The sequence below is a fragment of the Megasphaera sp. MJR8396C genome (assembly GCF_001546855.1).
Taxonomy (GTDB): domain Bacteria; phylum Bacillota; class Negativicutes; order Veillonellales; family Megasphaeraceae; genus Megasphaera.
In genome coordinates, this window is the sequence record NZ_KQ958153.1 from 39,410 (window position 1) to 57,666 (window position 18,257).

16 protein-coding genes are annotated in these 18,257 nt (G+C 55.0%); all 16 read left to right on the forward strand.

Annotated elements, in window-relative coordinates:
• Positions 1–13 precede the first annotated feature (13 nt).
• The 16 genes from HMPREF3201_RS02080 (at position 14) to sufB (ending at position 18,247) form a co-directional block, all read left to right on the forward strand.
• Positions 14–1,339, forward strand: coding sequence for an L-aspartate oxidase (locus HMPREF3201_RS02080; protein WP_062411510.1), 1,326 nt, complete (start codon positions 14–16; stop codon positions 1,337–1,339).
• Positions 1,308–2,159, forward strand: a complete 852-nt coding sequence (gene nadC / locus HMPREF3201_RS02085) for a carboxylating nicotinate-nucleotide diphosphorylase (RefSeq protein WP_062411511.1) — start codon at positions 1,308–1,310, stop codon at positions 2,157–2,159. The genes HMPREF3201_RS02080 and nadC overlap by 32 nt, the downstream gene beginning before the upstream one ends.
• 125 nt (positions 2,160–2,284) lie before the next feature.
• Positions 2,285–3,343, forward strand: a complete 1,059-nt coding sequence (gene mutY / locus HMPREF3201_RS02090; RefSeq protein WP_062411512.1) for an A/G-specific adenine glycosylase — start codon at positions 2,285–2,287, stop codon at positions 3,341–3,343.
• 30 nt (positions 3,344–3,373) lie between these two features.
• Complete coding sequence (locus HMPREF3201_RS02095) at positions 3,374–4,573, forward strand: metallophosphoesterase (protein WP_227163160.1); 1,200 nt, start codon at positions 3,374–3,376, stop codon at positions 4,571–4,573.
• Between the two features lie 15 nt (positions 4,574–4,588).
• The gene (locus HMPREF3201_RS02100; RefSeq protein WP_062411514.1) at positions 4,589–5,590 is read left to right on the forward strand and encodes a nucleoid-associated protein; all 1,002 of its coding nucleotides are present in this window, start codon (positions 4,589–4,591) and stop codon (positions 5,588–5,590) included.
• A 47-nt stretch (positions 5,591–5,637) separates the two neighbouring features.
• Entirely contained in the window at positions 5,638–7,755 is a 2,118-nt protein-coding gene (gene uvrB / locus HMPREF3201_RS02105; protein WP_172980542.1) for an excinuclease ABC subunit UvrB, read from the forward strand.
• A 37-nt stretch (positions 7,756–7,792) separates the two neighbouring features.
• A complete protein-coding gene (uvrA, locus tag HMPREF3201_RS02110; protein ID WP_062411516.1) occupies positions 7,793–10,648 on the forward strand; it encodes an excinuclease ABC subunit UvrA in 2,856 nt (951 codons plus the stop codon).
• Positions 10,649–10,651: 3 nt separating this feature from the next.
• Positions 10,652–12,478 (forward strand): excinuclease ABC subunit UvrC, encoded by a 1,827-nt coding sequence (gene uvrC, locus HMPREF3201_RS02115; RefSeq protein WP_062411517.1) that lies wholly within the window; start codon positions 10,652–10,654, stop codon positions 12,476–12,478.
• 41 nt (positions 12,479–12,519) lie between these two features.
• Positions 12,520–13,170: a DUF3298 domain-containing protein gene (locus HMPREF3201_RS02120; protein ID WP_062411518.1), complete on the forward strand. Its 651-nt coding sequence runs from the start codon at positions 12,520–12,522 to the stop codon at positions 13,168–13,170.
• 93 nt (positions 13,171–13,263) lie between these two features.
• A complete protein-coding gene (gene rd, locus HMPREF3201_RS02125; protein WP_044503013.1) occupies positions 13,264–13,425 on the forward strand; it encodes a rubredoxin in 162 nt (53 codons plus the stop codon).
• Positions 13,426–13,555: 130 nt separating this feature from the next.
• A complete protein-coding gene (locus tag HMPREF3201_RS02130) occupies positions 13,556–13,951 on the forward strand; it encodes a hypothetical protein (protein ID WP_062411519.1) in 396 nt (131 codons plus the stop codon).
• A 73-nt stretch (positions 13,952–14,024) separates the two neighbouring features.
• Positions 14,025–14,165, forward strand: coding sequence for a six-cysteine ranthipeptide SCIFF (scfA, locus tag HMPREF3201_RS02135; protein WP_014017076.1), 141 nt, complete (start codon positions 14,025–14,027; stop codon positions 14,163–14,165).
• Between the two features lie 69 nt (positions 14,166–14,234).
• Positions 14,235–15,674, forward strand: a complete 1,440-nt coding sequence (gene scfB / locus HMPREF3201_RS02140) for a thioether cross-link-forming SCIFF peptide maturase (protein WP_062411520.1) — start codon at positions 14,235–14,237, stop codon at positions 15,672–15,674.
• A complete protein-coding gene (locus HMPREF3201_RS02145) occupies positions 15,667–15,873 on the forward strand; it encodes a hypothetical protein (protein WP_062411521.1) in 207 nt (68 codons plus the stop codon). Before scfB ends, HMPREF3201_RS02145 begins: the two co-directional genes overlap by 8 nt.
• A 170-nt stretch (positions 15,874–16,043) precedes the next feature.
• On the forward strand, positions 16,044–16,778 hold the full coding sequence (gene sufC / locus HMPREF3201_RS02150; RefSeq protein ID WP_062411522.1) for a Fe-S cluster assembly ATPase SufC: 735 nt from the start codon (positions 16,044–16,046) through the stop codon (positions 16,776–16,778).
• A 56-nt stretch (positions 16,779–16,834) separates the two neighbouring features.
• Positions 16,835–18,247, forward strand: coding sequence for a Fe-S cluster assembly protein SufB (gene sufB, locus HMPREF3201_RS02155; RefSeq protein WP_156423313.1), 1,413 nt, complete (start codon positions 16,835–16,837; stop codon positions 18,245–18,247).
• Positions 18,248–18,257: the final 10 nt, after the last annotated feature.

Sequence of the window (18,257 nt, forward strand, 5' to 3'; positions counted from 1 at the left end):
GAAGGTAGATGTCATGGAAACAGAAAAAACAGATGTTGTCATCGTCGGTACCGGTGCCAGCGGCCTCTTTGCCGCCCTCCACGTGCCGCGCGATAAAAAGGTCCTCATGATTACCAAAGATGACGTGGAAAACAGCGATTCTTTCCTGGCTCAAGGGGGAATCTGCGTCCTTCACGATGAAACTGATTACGACAGCTTCATGGAAGATACCCTGAAGGCCGGCCATTACGAAAACCGCCGCGAATCGGTGGATATCATGATTCGCTCGTCGCGCCGGGTCATCGATGAACTCGTCGGCTACGGTGTCGACTTTGCCCGAAAGGCCGACGGCTCTTTCGACTATACCCGCGAAGGCTGTCACTCCCGGCCGCGGATCCTCTTTCATAAGGACATTACGGGCAAGGAAATCACCAGCCGCCTCTTGGCTGCCGTTCGGGAGCTTCCCAATGTGACCATCCGCGACTACACGACCATGGTCGACATCATTACCGACGGCAATACTTGTCTCGGCATCCTGGCCCGCGAAAAGGACGGGGCCTACCGTGCCATTGAAGCCGGCAATACGATATTGGCCAGCGGCGGCATCGGCGGCCTCTACGACCACTCGACGAATTTCCCGCACCTGACCGGCGACGCTTTGGCCATTGCCATGCGCCACGGCATTGCCTTAGAGAATATCGACTACGTCCAGATCCATCCGACATCCCTTTATTCGAACCGTCCGGGGCGGAGTTTCCTCATTTCCGAATCGGTCCGCGGCGAAGGGGCGAAACTGCGGGGGAAAGACGGCCAGCGCTTTGCCAATGAAGTTCTGCCCCGCGATCTGATGACGGCTGCTATTCGTAAGCAGATGGAAAAGGATAATCGACCCTTCGTCTGGCTGGACATGACCGGTCTTGGAAAAGACGTCATCGAAGGCCATTTCCCCAATATTTATGAACGCTGCCTCGAAGACGGCATCGATGCCACCGTCGACTGGGTCCCGGTCACGCCGGCTCAGCACTATTTCATGGGCGGCATCCACGTCGATAGCCACAGTAAGACGACGATGGACCATCTCTACGCCGTCGGCGAAACGAGCTGCAACGGCGTTCACGGCCGTAACCGCCTGGCCAGCAATTCCCTCTTGGAAAGCCTGGTCTTCGGCAAGCGGGCAGCCCTCGATTTGGCTGAAAAGGGTGAGGCCTGCGGCGATTTCAGCCTGGCCTGTGCTCAAGCTTCGGACTACGTCAGCCGTCACGAAGGAGGCCTTGACGAAGTGTATCGAAAGAGTATCTTAGGGGAAATGGAAAGGGAGAAAAAGAGTCATGAACAACGTAACCATGAAATTGCAGGCTGATCCTCTGATTTTACAGGCCCTGCAGGAAGATATTACCAGTGAAGACGTGACGACCAACGCCATTTTGTCCGAAGATGGTAGGGGACAGGCCGAACTCTTGGCCAAGGACGACGGCGTCATTGCCGGCCTTGCCGTCTTCGCCCGGGCCTTTACCCTCTTGGATGAGGGCGTCGAGGTCCGCTTTACCGTCAAGGACGGCGATACCGTTCATAAAGGGCAGAAACTGGCCGTCGTGACCGGCAGCATGCGCTCTATCTTATCGGCTGAACGGGTCGGCCTCAATTACTTGCAGCGCATGAGCGGCATTGCCACCTATACCCGGCAGATCGTGGAACTCTTACGGGGCAGCCGCATGAAATTGGTCGACACGCGCAAGACGACGCCAAATATGCGCGTCTTTGAAAAGTATGCCGTCACCGTCGGCGGTGGGGGCAACCACCGTTACAACTTGTCTGACGGCATCCTCTTGAAGGACAATCACATCGGTGCTGCCGGCGGCGTCGGGAAAGCCATTGCCATGGCCAAAGCCTATGCGCCCTTCGTCCGCAAGATCGAAGTCGAAACGGAAACTTTGGACATGGTCCGGGAAGCTGTCGAAGCCGGTGCCGACATCATCATGCTGGACAACATGAGCCACGATATGATGAAGGAAGCCGTAGCCCTCATCGACGGCCGGGCCGAAACGGAATGCTCAGGCAACGTCACTAAGGAAAATATTGCGTCCCTGGCCGATATCGGCGTCGATTATATTTCCAGTGGAGCCCTGACTCATTCGGCGCCAATCCTCGATTTATCCTTGAAAAATCTGCATCCCTTGTAAGTCATAAAGCCTTCTTTTTTGGGGCTGAAACGATGAGAAAAAATAATAGAACACGTGTTTGACAAAAGGCCTCTTGATTTCTATACTAGTAAATAACAGTGTAGAAAGAAAGAGGCTTATTATCTATGAATATAAAAGAAGAACATTGGAGTTCCTTACTGCTCGACTGGTTTGATTCCCATGGCAGGGAGCTGCCCTGGCGCGATGAATCGCCGCGCGATCCCTACAAGGTCTGGGTGTCGGAAATCATGCTGCAGCAGACCAAGGTTGAAACGGTCCGTCCTTATTACGACAGCTGGATGGAACGGTTCCCCAATATCAAGAGTCTGGCGGCAGCGTCACAAGACGACGTCCTCCGACAGTGGCAGGGCCTCGGTTACTACTCACGGGCCCGCAATCTTCATCAGGCTGTGCAGGAAGTGCAGGCAAAATATGGCGGCCGCGTACCGGATACGAAGAAGGAAGTACGGGCTTTAAAGGGCGTTGGTGACTATACTGCCGGCGCTATTTTAAGCTTAGCCTACGGGAAAAAGGAAGCCGCTGTCGACGGCAACGTCCTGCGGATTTTTGCCCGCCTTTACGATATTGAAGAAAACGTTTTGTCGACGGCAGTCAAGAAACAAGTGGCCGCGTTGGTCGAAGAACAGATGCCTGACGATCGTCCCGGGGCCTTTAATGAAGCCCTCATGGATTTGGGGGCGACGATTTGCATTCCCAAGCATCCCCGCTGTGAAGACTGCCCCTTAGGGGACATCTGCCTGGCCCGGGCTAACGGCAAGGAAAGTGAACTGCCCCTGCGCCAGGTCAAGAAAAAGGCACCGGTCGAAAAGATTACCGTCGTCGTTCCCCGTCACGGGACGAAATGGCTCGTCCATCGCCGCCCGCCCAAGGGCCTTCTGGCCTCGATGTGGGAATTTCCCAACGCACCGGGAACGGGGCAGGACGGAATTGACGCCGTCCGCCGCATGTTGGCCGACAAGGGCCTGCGCGTTTCCGTCGACGACAGTCCGGCCGGGTCGTTAAAGAGTATTTTTTCGCATAAAGTCTGGCAGCTCACGGTCTATGAAGGGGAGCTGACGGACGGAAAAATGGGAGAAGAGGAGGATTGGCAGTGGATTGACCGCAGTGACTACGATGCCCTGCCTTGGGCCGGTCCGCACGGCAAGATCACAGCCATGGTGTAAACGATGAAGGGAACTTTTTTAATCACTTTCATGATCTTTGCGTCCTGCGTCTGCGTCCTGGCGGCCGTCTTATGGGACTACGTCTTTCGCTCGGGCCACCGCAAGGCCTTGATCCTGGGGACCCTGGTCCTGACCCTGTTGTCGGCGGTGGGCTTCAGTTCCTATGAAGAGGCCTTTCCCGGTATGGTCCTGTCCGGTTGGGACGGTCTCTATGATGGCAAGGGCATGGCGGCTCTCATTTGGCTGTTGGCCTTTTTCCTGGCCTTGCCCTGCCTGATCGTCGTCGCCTTAGCCACGGCGGTCCACCGTTTTTGGCATCGCAAGGAAAAACCGGCTCCGCAGGGGATGACCCGACGGACCTTCGTCAAAGGGATGGCAGCCCTCATTCCGGCTGCGGCCTTTGCCACCAGCGGCGCCGGGAATGTCCTCGGTGAAAGTGATTTGGATACGACCCATCACGTCTTAACGTATAAGAATTTGCCGGACTATCTCGATGGCTATAAAATCGGTCAACTCTCGGACCTGCATATGGGACTTTTCTTCAGCCCCGAACGCCTTCAGGAATCGATCGACGCCGTTGCCGAAAAGGGCGTCAACCGGCTGGAAATCACGGGCGATCTCATCGATGAGATCGTCCTTCTGCCCCAGGCCAGAGATATCCTCAACGCTAACGCCCATCGCTTTCCCGACGGTATCGATTTTTGCTACGGCAATCACGAATATTACCGCAATTTTCCGGCCATTACGGCCATGCTCGAAGATACGCCGGTCCGCATCCTGCGCAACACGTCCTTTGAAGCCAGTCCCGGTTACGGCCGGGGCTTGAAGGGGAGGAACGGCAGCGACAGCCGGCCCTTCTATATTGCCGGTACGGACTACAGTTTTGCCAAGGGCGATGAAGCCTTTGCCGCCCAGCGGGAGGACTATGTCCGCCAGACCTTGGACGGCGTTCCCGACGATGCCTTTATCGTCATGTTGGCCCATCACTCGGCCTTCATCGACGAAGCTTTTGAACATAATATTCCCCTGACCCTCAGCGGTCATACCCACGGGGCTCAGTTTGCCCCCATCGGTCCTTTGGTTACGGCCGTGGGCTTTAAATACCTGCGCGGCATGTTCCGAAAGGGTGAAAGCCGGGGTTACGTCAACCGCGGTACCGGTCACTGGCTGCCTTTCCGCGTCCTTTGTTCCCGCGAAGCCAGTGTCTTTGAATTACGAAAACAAGCGTAGAGGATGATATAGATTATGATGATCAACGCAGCAGTGCTCCATATTTTTGATTTCAATACCAACGTCTGCATCGTGTCCCAAAAGTCCCTCGACTTCAGCAGCGACGTCGTCTATGAATACGTCAATAAACGGCTCAGCCGCATCCTCGGCGATGCGTCCCAGCAGACGGGCGTCTTCTATGCCACCAGTGCCTTTCAGCCTAAGCTCCAGGCCCTGATCGAAGGGACGATGACCTTTGACGAACTGGCCTCGGACACGGCCCGCGAACTCTATCAGCTCGTGGCTCACTGCGACGAACCGGAGTCGGCCGACCTGTTGGTCATCGACTTTCAGGATGACGACGACGTCCGCAATATTGCCGTCCTGATGCTGGACAATAAGACGGCTTATACCCATCAGATTCTCGACGACGAAGGGACGGTCTACAACAAGCTCATCAAGCACTACGCCATCCTGCCCGGTATGGCTCAGAAGGCCGAAGCCTACGCCCTCATCCGGCTGAGTGATTTTTCCATCCACTTTGTCGACAAGAAGCGCAAGATGGACGGCGAAGACGTCTACCTCCTGCCGGACCGGCTCCTCCAGTGCACGTCGGTCATTTCCAGTAAGGAAGCGGTCAAGGTCATCAGCAAGATTGCCGAAAAAGTCGCCGAAGACCACGGTGCCAGCACGGTCGAAGCCTTGTCCAAGACCAAGACTTATTTAGTGGAAAACGCTGAAAACGCCGATTCTTTCTCGCCGCAGGAGATGGGAGCCGATGTCTTCGGCAGCTCGCCGGCCATGGCCCAGGAATTTCAGCAGCAAGTCGCCGAAGCCAAATTGCCCGACGTCGTGGCTATCGAAAAGGAATACGCCCAGAAAGCCGGCCGCAGTCATAAAATAAAAACCGATACGGGCATTGAAATTACCTTCCCGTCTGAATATATCGAAAACACCGATTTTATCCGCTTCATCAACAACCCTGACGGCACCTTGTCCATCGAGTTGAAGAACATCGGAAAGATAGTCAATAAATAGTTATGTTGTCCGCAGCCGACAGCTGCAGCGAGGTGGCCCTTATGGATATGTCTCATTATAATAAAGATTACGATACGTCCCATCCCTTCCGCGTCGTCGCCCCTTATGAACCAATGGGCGATCAGCCCGAAGCCATTGAATCCCTGGCCGAAGGCATTCAGTCCGGCCAATGGGCCCAGGTCCTTCTCGGCGCTACGGGGACGGGCAAGACCTTTACCATGGCCAAGCTTATCGAAAAGGTACAGAAACCGACCTTGGTCATCGCTCACAATAAGACCCTGGCAGCCCAGCTGTGCAGCGAATTCAAGGCCTTTTTCCCGGATAACGAAGTCGGCTATTTCGTCAGTTATTACGACTTTTATCAGCCTGAAGCCTATATCGCCTCGACCGATACGTATATCGAAAAAGATGCGTCCATCAACGATGAAATCGATAAACTGCGCCACTCGGCGACGATGAGCCTCTTTGAACGGCGGGACGTCATCATCGTCGCCTCCGTATCCTGCATCTACGGCCTCGGTGACCCGGAAGACTACAGTGAACTCGTCGTCTCCCTGCGCCTGGGCCAGGAAAAGACGCAGGAAGAAATCTTGAGGAAGCTGGTCGACATCCAGTACAACCGCAACGACATGAATCTCGACCGCGGGACCTTCCGCGTCCACGGCGATACGATTGAAGTCTTTCCGGCGGCCTTCGACAAGTCGATCATCCGCATCGAAATGTTCGGCGATGAAATCGACCGCCTGACTGAAGTCGATGTCCTGACCGGCGAAGTCATTGCCGAACGCAAGCACGTCGCCATCTACCCGGCCAGCCATTATGTCACCACCAAGAACAAGATGGAACGGGCCCTGGGGACCATTAGCCAGGAACTCGATGAACGCTTGAAAGAGCTGAAAGACGGCGAACACCTCTTGGAAGCCCAGCGTCTCGAACAGCGGACGCGGTACGACATGGAAATGATGGAAGAAATGGGCTACTGCTCGGGCATCGAAAACTATTCCCGCCACTTGGCAGGCCGTAAAGCCGGCCAGGCGCCGTATACCCTTTTGGACTATTTCCCGGACGACTTCATGATCCTCGTCGACGAATCCCACGTAACCCTGCCTCAACTGCGGGCCATGTACGCCGGTGACCGGTCGCGGAAGGAAAGCCTCATCGAATACGGCTTCCGCCTGCCGTCGGCCCTCGATAACCGGCCTTTGAAGTTCGATGAATTTGTCGAACGCATCAACCAGATCGTCTACGTCAGCGCCACGCCGGGGCCTTATGAAATGGATGTCGAAACGAATATGGCCCAGCAGATCATTCGCCCGACGGGCCTCCTCGATCCCAAGGTCGAAGTCCGGCCCATCGAAGGCCAGATGGATGACCTCTTAGGGGAAATCCGCAAGCGGACCGACAAGGACGAACGGGTGTTGGTCACGACCCTGACCAAGAAGATGGCCGAAGATTTGACGGACTATTTGAAGGAAATGGGCGTCCGCGTCCGCTACCTCCATTCCGATATCGCTACCATCGAACGAGCGGAAATCATCCGCGACCTCCGCGTCGGCGAATTCGACGTCCTGGTCGGCATCAACTTGCTGCGTGAAGGCCTCGATATGCCGGAAGTGTCTCTCGTCGCCATCCTCGACGCCGATAAAGAAGGCTTCCTGCGTTCCGATACGTCCCTCATCCAGACCATGGGCCGGGCGGCGCGAAACGTCGGCGGGACGGTCATTATGTATGCCGATAAGATTACCGATTCCATGGCCAGAGCTATGGATGAAACCCAGCGCCGCCGTGAAATTCAGGATACCTATAATAAACAGCACCACATCACGCCGAAATCGGTCAAGAAAGACGTCGTCAACCTCATCGAGCTGACCAAGGTCGCTGAAGACGATGTGGCCTATGGCAGTAAAAAGGGCGGCAAGGGACGGGCCATGACCCGCGAATCCCTGAACAAGGTCATTAAGACCATGACCCTGCAGATGAAGGAAGCGTCGAAGCGGCTGGAATTTGAAAAGGCCGCCGAACTGCGCGACCGCCTGGGGCAGCTGCGCCAACAGTTGGCCGATATGAGCCACGACGACACCCTGCCCAAAGAAATGGAAGGCGAGGATATGCCCAGCCGCCGCTACCAACGAAAGATCAAACGGCCCGATGCCAAGAAGCGCTAGGCCGCTATGGCATTGAAGATACAGGAAGGAGTCTACCTTGCAAGATAAATATATCGTCATCAAAGGTGCCCGCCAGCACAATTTAAAAAATATAGACGTCAAGATTCCCCGGGACAAGCTCGTCGTCTTTACGGGCCTGTCCGGATCGGGCAAGTCGTCCCTGGCTTTCGATACCATCTATGCCGAAGGCCAGCGGCGCTACGTCGAATCGTTGTCGGCCTATGCCCGCCAGTTTTTGGGACAAATGGATAAACCTGACGTTGACTACATCGAAGGCCTGTCGCCGGCCATTTCCATCGACCAGAAGACGACCAGCCGCAATCCCCGGTCGACAGTAGGGACCGTTACCGAAATCTACGACTACCTGCGCCTGCTCTACGCCCGCGTCGGCGACGCTTTCTGCCCGCACTGCGGCAAACCCATTCGCCAGCAGACCATCGAGCAGATGGCCGATGCCGTCATGGCTCTTGGCGAAGGGGAGAAGGTCATGGTCATGGGGCCTGTCGTCGACGGCCGCAAGGGGACCCATCAGAAACTCTTGGCCCGGCTCATTAAAGACGGCTATACCCGGGTCCGCGTCGACGGCGAAGTCTACCTTTTGTCCGACGACATCCCTTTAGATAAGAATAAAAAGCATACCATCGACGTCATCGTCGACCGCCTGGTCATCAAGGACAGCATCCTCATGCGCCTTACCGATTCCCTGGAAACGGCAGCTAAACTGGCCGACGGCATCGTCCATATCTTCCGCATGGGTACCAAGGAAGTCCTGACCTTCAGTCAGCACTTCGCCTGCCCGGACTGCCATATCAGCCTGCCGGAAATCGAGCCCCATCTCTTTTCCTTCAACAGTCCCTTCGGCGCCTGCCCGGACTGCTCAGGCATCGGCAGTACGATGGAAGTCGATATCCACCTGGTCCTGCCGGACAAGAAGAAAGCCTTTGCCGACGGGGCCATTGCCGCCCTCAGCAGCAACCCCGACTCGTGGTTCATGCGCCAGCTCGGCGGCTTGTTGAAGCCCTATGGCTTTACCTTAGACAATAGTTATGACGACTTGCCGAAAGAACTTCAGGATAAGCTGATGAACGGCTCGGCCGAAAACTGTGTCTTTGAATATGAAAACCTGCGGGGCGAAGTGAAGACCTTTTCCATTCCCTTTGAAGGCGTCCTGCCCATGGTCCGCCGCCGCTACCGCGAAGCCTCTTCCGATATGATGCGCGACCAGTTTGCCCAATTCATGACCGTCAAGCCCTGCTCGACCTGTCACGGCACGCGCCTGCGCCATGAAGCCTTGGCCATTAAGATCGGCGGCCTCAACATTGCCGAACTGACCGACTTACCTATTCGGGATATGATCCCTTTCTTTAATAATCTGAAACTGACGGAAAAGCAGCAGCTCATCGGTCAGCAGGTCTTTAAGGAAATCAAGGCTCGCCTGGCCTTTCTCCAGACTGTCGGCCTCGATTACCTGACTTTGTCGCGGACGGCAGGCACCTTGTCCGGCGGCGAAGCCCAGCGCATTCGCCTGGCCACTCAGATCGGATCGGGCCTGGTCGGCGTCCTCTACATCCTCGATGAACCGTCGATCGGCCTCCATCAACGGGACAATGACAAGCTCCTCGACGCCTTGCGCAACCTGCGCGACCTGGGCAATACCCTCATCGTCGTCGAACACGATGACGACACCATGCGAGCTGCGGACTACATCGTCGATATCGGCCCTGAAGCCGGCGAACACGGCGGCACCATCGTCGCCCAGGGGACGGCAGCCGATATCATGGCCTGCCCTCAGTCTCTGACCGGTCAGTACTTGAAGGGGACGAAATACATTCCCATTCCCGAAGAACGGCGGAAGGGCAACGGCTCTTTTATCAAGATTATCGGCGCTGCCGAACACAATTTGAAGAACGTCGACGTTTCCATTCCCATCGGGACCTTGACCGTCGTCACCGGTGTTTCCGGATCTGGCAAGTCGACCCTGGTCAATGAAATCCTCTATAAGGCCATGGCTGAAGCCGTCTACGGAACGCCGCACCGACCGGGGAAATTCAAGGCCCTCGAAGGGGTCGAACTCATCGATAAGATCATCAACATCGACCAGTCGCCTATCGGCCGGACGCCGCGGTCCAACCCGGCGACTTATACGGGCGTCTTCGATGCCATCCGCCAGCTCTACAGTCAGACGTCAGAAGCCAAAGTCCGCGGCTATAAAGCCGGCCGGTTCAGCTTCAACATCAAAGGCGGCCGCTGTGAAGCCTGTAAGGGCGACGGTATCATCCGCATCGAAATGAACTTCCTGCCCGACGTCTACGTGCCCTGCGAAGTCTGCCACGGCGCCCGCTACAATCGGGAAACGCTGGAAGTCAAATACAAGGGCAAGACCATTTCCGACGTCCTCAACATGACCGTCGACGACGCCTGCAATTTCTTTGAAAACCAGCCGCGCATCGTCAATAAGATGAAGACCCTCCAGCAGGTCGGTCTGGGCTATATCCGCTTGGGCCAGCCGGCGACGACCCTGTCCGGCGGCGAAGCCCAGCGTGTCAAATTGGCGACGGAACTGTCCAAGCGCAGCACCGGCCGGACGCTGTACATCCTCGACGAACCGACGACGGGCCTCCATGCGGCCGACATCCATAAATTGATGGACGTCCTGCAGATGCTCGTCGACGGCGGCGATACGGTCGTCGTCATCGAACACAACTTAGACGTCATCAAGACGGCGGATTACCTCATCGACCTCGGCCCTGAAGGCGGGGACGGCGGCGGTACCGTCGTTGCCACGGGGACGCCGGAAGACATTTGCAAGGTCCCGGCATCCTATACGGGTCAATTCCTGAAACCGGTCCTGGAACGGACGCGGGCCTTTATGGAACAGGGAGAAGGGAGGTAAGTCATGGCTGTCAGTGAAGCCGTACGCAAGAAAGTACAGAACCTGCCCGGCCAACCCGGGGTCTATCTGTGGAAGGACGAGAAGGGGAAGATCATCTACGTCGGCAAGGCCGTCAACCTTCGCAACCGCGTGACCAGCTACATCCGCCACGACGTCAACCGCTCGCCGAAGGTCGCGGCCATGATCAACCACGCCGTCGACTTGGAAACCATCGTCGTCGCCACCGAGATGGAAGCCCTGATCTTAGAAAACAACCTCATCAAGAAGCATCATCCCCGCTACAACATCATGCTCCGCGACGACAAGACCTATCCCTATATCAAGGTCACCGTCCAAGAGGACTATCCGCGGATCTTCATGACCCGCCGCGTCAGCCGCGACGGCGCCCGCTACTTCGGTCCCTTTGCCGATTCGACGGCCGTCCACCGGGTCTTGAAACTGATGCAGCGGGCCTACCATATCCGGTCGTGCCGGGTCATGCCCAGCGATCGGCCGTGCCTGCAATATCATCTGCACCACTGCGACGCGCCCTGCGTCCACTATATTACCAAAGCCGACTACAACGCCAACGTCGACCAGGCCGTGGCCGTCCTCGAAGGCCGGGACAACGGCGTCGTCCGTTCCCTGCAGGAAAAGATGGCCGAAGCGGCGGAAGCCATGGAGTTTGAAAAGGCCGCCATGTACCGCGACCAGCTCAAGGCCGTGGCCGTCATTCAGGAACAGCAGAACATCGTCAACACCGACGGCGGCGACATGGACGTCATCGGCCTGGCTCGTCAGGCCGGTCAGACCTGTGTCCAGATCTACACCGTTCGCATGGGGAAACTCATGGGCCGGGAAACCTTCTCCCTGGACAACAGCAGCGACGAAGAAGAAGGGGCCCTGATGAGCGCCGTCCTCGACCAGTATTACAGCGACGGCACCTTTGTCCCGACGGAAGTCGTCGTCCCGGCCATTGAAGACGGGGAAAGCTGTGAACGCCGCCTGAGCGAACAGAAGGGCCGGAAGGTCAGCGTCACCGTGCCCCAGCGGGGGACCAAGAAGCAGCTGTTGACCATGGCTTGTGAAAACGCCGCCGCCCTCTTGGAACAGAAGCGCCTCCAGTGGCAGCACGACGTCGATAAGACGACGGGCGCCGTCGAAGGCTTGGCGCGGATCCTCAATCTGCCCTATCTTCCCGAACGGATGGAATGCTTCGATATTTCCCATACCCAGGGGATCGAAACGGTGGCCTCCATGGTCGTCTTCGAACACGGCCAGCCGGCCAAGAAGGAATACCGCCGCTTTAAATTGAAGACCGTTCAGGGGAAACCAGACGACTTCAAGTCCATGGCCGAAATCATGGCCCGCCGCTACGGCGAAAAAGACTGGCCCGTACCGGACCTGATAATCATCGACGGCGGCAAGGGACAGCTCCACGCCGCCCTGCCCATCATCCGCGATGCCGGCTGTGAAGCCCCGGTCATCAGTTTGGCCAAGCGCATCGAAGAAGTCTTTGTCGAAGGCAGCAGCGATTCCATCATCTTAAGCCATCACACACCGGAACTGCAGCTCCTGCAGTCAATCCGCGACGAAGCCCATCGCTTCGCCATTACCTACCACCGCAACCTCCGCGGCAAGCGCAGTCTGGTCTCCATCTTGGACCACGTCGAAGGCATCGGCCCCAAGCGGCGAAAAGCCTTGTGGACGGCCTTTAAAACCCTGGCCGACATGAAGGCCGCTTCCATCGAAGAACTGGCCGCTGTGCCGGGCATGAACCGTCAGGCTGCCGAAAATATTTACGACTTCTTCCGGCTGGGGAACGATGAAAAGCGGAAAATCGTCCAGTAAATATGGTATAATATAGAGAAAATAAAGAGGAGGGGTTCCTTATGATAAACAAGAAATTGCTCACCCTTTTGTGCGGCGCCTGGCTCATGGGAGCCGTCGCCATGGCGGCGTCGCCGGCTGTCATTGAAGACGCACCGAAGGCTGTCTATACCCATGACGATGGCAGTACGCTGACCATCCAGTATCCGTCGATTTCGATTGACGGCAATGCCGGGGCTGCGGCCCTGATGGCTCAGTATTTTGCCGATGAACAGGCCCAGGCCCGGGAATTTTTTGCCCAGCAGGGGACCAAGGGCGTCAAATTGACCGAAGAAAAGCACTATACCGTGACCTTAAACAATGGGAAGTACCTGTCCTTCCTCGATGAAGGCTACCTCTATTTCGACCGGGCCGCCCATCCGACGAGCTGGAAGACGGGCGTCGTCTTCGACATGGAAACGGGCCGGCGCATTACCAACTGGCGTGAATTGGTCAAACCGGGCGACGAAAAGGCCTTTACCCTGCAAAAAATCACCAACAAGCTGACCTTGAGCGACAACGTCTTGTCGACATACTTCAACGGCCTGACGGAAGATCCCAAGAATTTCTACCTCGATAAGAAGGGCAATATCCACTTTATCTTCGGTCAATACGAAGTGGCACCATACTCGTCGGGCATTATCGATATTAATATGGGAAAACAGGCAAAATAGTCTTGCATTTTTTAAGACAATATGATATCATAAACGTGTAAAAAATAATTAATAAGTATTATTTATTAATACGTCAATCAGGAGGGAAAGATTATGGATAAGTACGAATGCACAATCTGCGGCTACATTTATGATGAAGCTGAAGGCGACGCTGACAACGGTATCGCTGCTGGCACGAAATTTGCTGATCTTCCGGAAGATTGGGTATGTCCGACCTGCGGTGCTGACAAAGGTTCCTTCACGAAGATGGACTAATGCAGCCATGGAAAGCTGTCGCTTCGGCGGCAGCTTTTTTTTATTGACAATCTCCTGAATGCACGATAAAATTAATACGTTAGACATAACCATTCTTCATGCTCCACATGATTTTGCAGGAGGTGCTTCTGTGAATTTAAAATATGTCAAAGGCAGCTACATGGATGAAATCATGGTTGATGGCCGCCCCGTTTTGTTTACTCTCGACGGACTCCCTGAAGGCCAGGAGGCACAGGCCCAGCAGTATGCTGAGGGAATCTGGAACTGGGTCGTAGAACACCAGTCACAGGTCGTTTCCCATGCACCGCTCATCGCTGGTTTCAAGAATAAGAAATGGCGGTCCGAGGGTGAGCCGGAAGTAAGTGCTGACGACATCACCGGATGTTTGCAGCGCATTACCTCGATTTATGCTACCTACCAAGAGGGCTTTGACGTTTTCTTTGACACAAACGATGTATTTGAAGAACGCTCGCTGGTCATCAGCATCGGCAAGAACTTCTTCTTTGAAGGTTTTAAACTCTTATAGTTTTGACTTCTGTTGTAGAATCGTCTGTAATGTGGTAAAATAAAGCATAATCTTTGATAGCGAGGTGAAGATCATGGCAAAACACATCATTACGATTAATACGGAATCTATCCAGAAGACGGCACAGCACGCTGGCTGCAGCGAATGTCAGACGTCCTGCCAGTCCGCCTGCAAGACTTCTTGCACCGTTGGCAATCAGATCTGCACAAAATAAGTTATTCAAGGAAAAGGGGCGTCGCTCACGCGGCACCCCGTTCTTTTTTATATGGAGGAAAGATTATTCATGGCTGAAATTAAACCAATGATTCATAAATACTGTCAAAACGGTACTTACATGCTCCTCGACGTCAACAGCGGCATCATCAACGTCATCGACAAGATGACCTACGATGTCCTCGACGTCTACGACGGCACCAATAAAGACGCCGTCTACGAAGCCTTTGCCGGTACGTATGATAAACAGGACCTCACCGATATCCTCGGTGAACTCGATGAATTGATCAAAAAGGAACTCCTCTTTGCGCCCATGACGGAAAACTTTAAAGTCGTCGCCGAAGAAGAACCGGTCATTAAGTCCCTGTGCCTCAACATTGCCCACGACTGCAACCTGCGCTGCCAGTACTGCTTTGCCTCCCAAGGCGACTACGACACGCATAAGCGGGAACTAATGAGCTTCGACGTAGCCAAGAATGCCGTAGACCTCCTGATCCGCAGTACCGAAGGCAAGCGCCAGCACTGCGAAATCGACTTCTTCGGCGGCGAACCGCTGATGAACTTCGGCGTCGTTAAACAGACCATCGAATACATCCGTGAACAGGAAAAGATCCACGACCGGGTCTTCAAATTGTCCCTGACGACCAACGGCATGCTCCTCGACCCGGCTAAGGTCAAGTATCTGACTGACAATCACATCAGCCTCATCCTCAGCCTCGACGGCCGTCCCGAAGTCCACGACCGGATGCGCCCCGATGCCGGCGGCCGCAGCTCCTACAAGACCTGTGCCGACAACCAGGTCTATGCCGCCAAGCACCGCAATGGGGAAGAGTACTACGTCCGCGGCACGTACACGACGTACAACCTCGATTTCACCAAAGACGTAGAACACATGGCCGACCTCGGCTTTGAAGGCCTGTCCATGGAACCTGTCGTCGGCGACGACTTGTCCTATGCCATCACCGAAAAGGACCTGCCCCGTATTTTTGACGAATACGACAACCTGGCCGAATTCTACTTGAAACGCCTCGACGAAGGCCGGCCCTTCATCTATTATCACTTCATCATGGACCTCTATCGCGGCCCCTGTATCGCCAAACGCCTCCGCGGCTGCGGCGCCGGCCACGAATACATGTGTGTCGTCCCTAACGGCGATATCTATCCCTGCCACCAGTTCGTAGGCCAGGATGAATACGTCATCGGCAACGTCTATGACGGCGTGACCAATACGACGCTGCCGCCCTTATTCCGGGACATGCACGTCCTCAATAAGCCCATCTGCTGCGACTGCTGGGCTAAATTCTTCTGCAGCGGCGGCTGCCATGCCAACAACATCAAGTACGGCGGCGACATCAAGACGCCTTACGACCTGAGCTGCCAGATCCAGAAGAAGCGTATTGAATGCGCCATGTATATCCAGGCAACGCTGGCCATGCGCGGTCAGAAGGCCCGCCTCTTCGGCGATCCCGAAGAAGGGGAAGACTGCAAAGGATGCAACGCCTGTGGCTAAGCTGACGAAGATGATGAAACTCAAACTGTTTCTATGGCTCGTCGTCTATGCCTTTTTGTTTTATGCCCTCGTCGTCGACGGCCCGTCAGCCGGTCTTTTAGGCCTGCTGGCGGCGGCCGTCGCCGTCTGCGGCATGCAGCTCTGGCTGCGCAGTGATTTGCGGGCCCGCTGGATGAAGGACAAAGTCGATAAAAAATAGTCAAAAAAGCGACTAAATAGGTTGACTTTGTGGCGTTTATGGAGTACATTAAGAACAGTAAAGTAAGTGTATCTAAATGGTATACTTTATCAATATAGGAAATCATTACGTTTTTGCATCGCCGTGCAGGGGTGGAGTAAAACGTAGAACTTAACGTAGGAGTGATAATGATGAGTGAATTATTAAGAGTAGAAGGCTTGCATATCGCCGTCGAAGGCAAAGAAATCCTCAAAGGCCTCGATTTGACGATCAATACGGGCGAAACGCATGTCATCATGGGTTCCAACGGCGCCGGCAAATCGACGCTGTTCAATGCCATTATGGGCAATCCGAAGTACGTCGTCACGGCCGGGAAGATCTTCTTCGAAGGACAGGAAATTACGGAAGCTCCTGTCAACGAACGCGCCAAAGCCGGCATCTTCATGGCTTTTCAGCAGCCTATTGCCGTCCAGGGCATTTCCGTTGAAAACTTTGTCCGCAACGCCAAGAGCACCATTTCCGGCCAGCAGCGCATCATGCCTTTCCGCAAGAAGCTCCACGCCCAAATGGATCAGCTGAAGATGGACAAGTCCTATGCCGAACGCTACGTCAACGATGGCTTCTCCGGCGGTGAACGGAAAAAGACGGAAATCCTCCAGATGTGTATGCTCGAACCGAAACTGACCATGCTCGATGAAATCGACTCGGGCCTCGACGTCGATGCCGTCCGCGTCGTATCGGAAACGGTATCTCAGTACCACAACGAAAACAATTCCATCATGGTCATTACTCACCACAGCGAAATCCTGCAGAAGCTCAAACCGGATTTCGTTCACATCCTGATCGACGGCAAGATCGTCAAGACCGGCGACGCATCCCTCATCCAGGCGATTGAAGCCAACGGTTACGACGCATATAAAGGCTAGTGGGAGGTACAGCTATGGCTGATAACAACGAAAAATTTGCCTCACAGCAGAGCAAGATGGCTGACGAACGCAAGACCATCGACACCTTTGCTGATTTCGGCAATATGTATAACTTTAAAAAAGATTTTACCTATTCCTATAAGACCGATGCTGGCCTTACGGAAGACATCGTTCGGGAAATCTCGGAAAAGAAGCACGAACCACAGTGGATGCTCGATTTCCGCCTCAAGTCCCTGGATTTGTTCAACCGCATGGAATATCCGAACTGGGGTCCTGATATCAGTGAACTCGATATGGACAACATCGTCACTTACGTTCGCCCTAATTCCCAGATGAAGGCCAATTGGGACGAAGTACCAGACGATATCAAAGATACCTTTGACCGATTGGGCATTCCCGAAGCGGAAAAGACGTCCCTGGCCGGTGTCGGCGCTCAGTACGACTCGGAAGTCGTCTATCACAGCATTCAGGACGAACTCGTCCAGCAGGGCGTCGTCTATACCGACTTTGATACGGCTCTCGATCAGTACGAAGACATCGTCAAAGCGCACTTCATGAAGCTCGTTCCGCCGACAGACCATAAATTTGCCGCCCTTCACGGCGCCGTTTGGTCCGGTGGCTCCTTCGTCTACGTGCCGGCCGGCGTCGACGTATCGATTCCCCTTCAGAGTTATTTCCGCCTCAATGCACCGGGGGCAGGCCAGTTCGAACACACCATGATTATCGTCGAAAAAGGGGCTAAGGTCCACTTCATCGAAGGCTGTTCGGCTCCGAAGTACAACGTAGCCAACCTCCACGCCGGCTGCGTCGAACTGTTCATCGGCGACGACGCTGAGCTGACCTATTCGACGATTGAAAACTGGTCCAAGAACATGTACAACCTCAACACCAAGCGGGCCATCGTCGGTAAGAACGGCCGCATCAACTGGGTTACGGGCTCCTTCGGGTCCCATACATCGTGCCTCTATCCCATGAGTATCCTCAATGGCGAAGGCGCTCACTGCGAATTTACGGGCGTCACCTTTGCCGGTGCCGGCCAGTTCCTCGATACGGGCTCGAAAGTCGTCCACAATGCGCCCAACACGACGAGCAACATCAACTCCAAGTCCCTCAGCAAGAGCGGCGGCGTCAGCATTTACCGCGGCAGCGTCGTCATCAATCCGCCGGCCGACGGGGCTAAGGCCAACGTCAGCTGCGAATCGCTGATGCTCGACGAAGAATCCCAGTCCGATACGATTCCGGCTATCATCGTCAAGAACGACAACATCGACCTCGGTCATGAAGCTTCCATCGGCCGTATTTCCGATGAAGCCATCTTCTACCTCATGGGCCGCGGCCTCAGTGAAGATGACGCCCGGGCCATGCTCGTCCGCGGCTTCGTCGAACCGGTATCCAAGGCCCTGCCTCTGGAATACGCCGTAGAAATGAATAACCTGATCAACCTCGAACTCAAGGGTTCGTTGAAATAGGGAGGAGGAA